Source organism: Alcanivorax sp. HI0044 (assembly GCF_001634945.1).
Window position 1 is genome coordinate 1 of record NZ_LWEZ01001265.1, and the last position, 1,324, is coordinate 1,324.

The window sequence follows — 1,324 nt, forward strand, 5'->3', positions numbered from 1 at the left end:
GCGCACCCTGCGTCTGGCCGATGGCCCGGACCAGTTGCACATGATGCAGCTGGGTCGGAACATGGCTAAACAATTCGCCTGATTTCGGGTGCTGGCCCGGAGCGTGAAACCCGCTCCGGGCTTTGCTATTTGCGCAGCAGAACAGAGAAGAACAGGAGAGCTCCATGTCCCAGGTGGATACACTGGATACGCAGAAACTGGCTGAATACCTTGAACAACACATTGATGGCTTCAAAGGTCCTGTCCAAGCCGACAAGTTCGAGGGGGGCCAGTCCAACCCCACCTTCAAGATCACTGCCGCCTCCGGCTCCTATGTGCTGCGTCGCCAGCCGCCGGGCAAACTGCTCAAGTCCGCCCATGCGGTCGATCGCGAATTTCGTGTTATGGCCGCATTGAAAGACACCGATGTACCGGTGCCCAATGTGCTGCACCTGTGTGAAGACCGCGATGTTATCGGCTCCATGTTTTACGTGATGGAGTTCTGTGAAGGCCGCATTTTGTGGAGTGCAGCCCTTCCCGAGGCGGGTGAGGGCGATACAGGCAATGCGGTGCGTGCGCAGATGTATTCGGAAATGAACCGGGTGCTGGCAGCCTTGCACAGTGTGGACCTGGAAGCCGTCGGCCTGACGGATTACGGCAAGCCGGGCAATTATTTTGAGCGCCAGCTGGGCCGCTGGACCCAACAATACGAAGCGTCCAAGTTGCAGGAAATCCCTGCAATGGATTCGCTGATCGAGTGGTTGCAGGCCAGCCAGCCCGAGGATGATGGCCAGGTGTCTCTGGTGCACGGGGATTACCGCCTGGACAACATGATGTGGCACCCCGGCAAGCCCGAAGTCATTGCAGTACTGGACTGGGAATTGTCCACACTGGGTCACCCACTGGCAGATCTGGCTTACCAGTGCATGGGGATGCGGATGCCGCAGCGCGGCGCCAAGATGGCTGGCCTGCAAGGTAAGGACCGTACCGAGCTGGGTATTCCCAGCGAGAAAGAATACGTGGCCATGTACTGCGAACGCCGGGGTATTTCCCATATCGACAACTGGGAATTCTATCTGGCATTCAGTTTTTTCCGTCTTGCTGCTATCTGTCAGGGTGTGGCGAAACGGGCTGAAGACGGTAATGCATCCAACAAACAGGCCGCCGAAGTGGGGGCGCTGGTAGAACCGCTGGCTTCCATGGCCATGCAGATTATTAACGAAGGGGCATAAAAGGCCGCTTCACGTTGCACGCAACAGGCAACACGGTAAATCAAGAATAGAATTTGCAGCGCAGTGTCAGGGCTGGACGTTTGGCCTGGCTCCGATTCGTGTTGCCGTGTGTT

At 57.3% G+C, this 1,324-nt stretch carries 1 protein-coding gene; it reads left to right on the forward strand.

Going from position 1 to position 1,324, the window contains the following annotated elements; all coding sequences use genetic code 11:
• Window positions 1-164 precede the first annotated feature (164 nt).
• A complete protein-coding gene (locus A3730_RS18220; RefSeq protein WP_063519525.1) occupies window positions 165-1,211 on the forward strand; it encodes a phosphotransferase family protein in 1,047 nt (348 codons plus the stop codon).
• The last annotated feature ends 113 nt before the right edge of the window (window positions 1,212-1,324 follow it).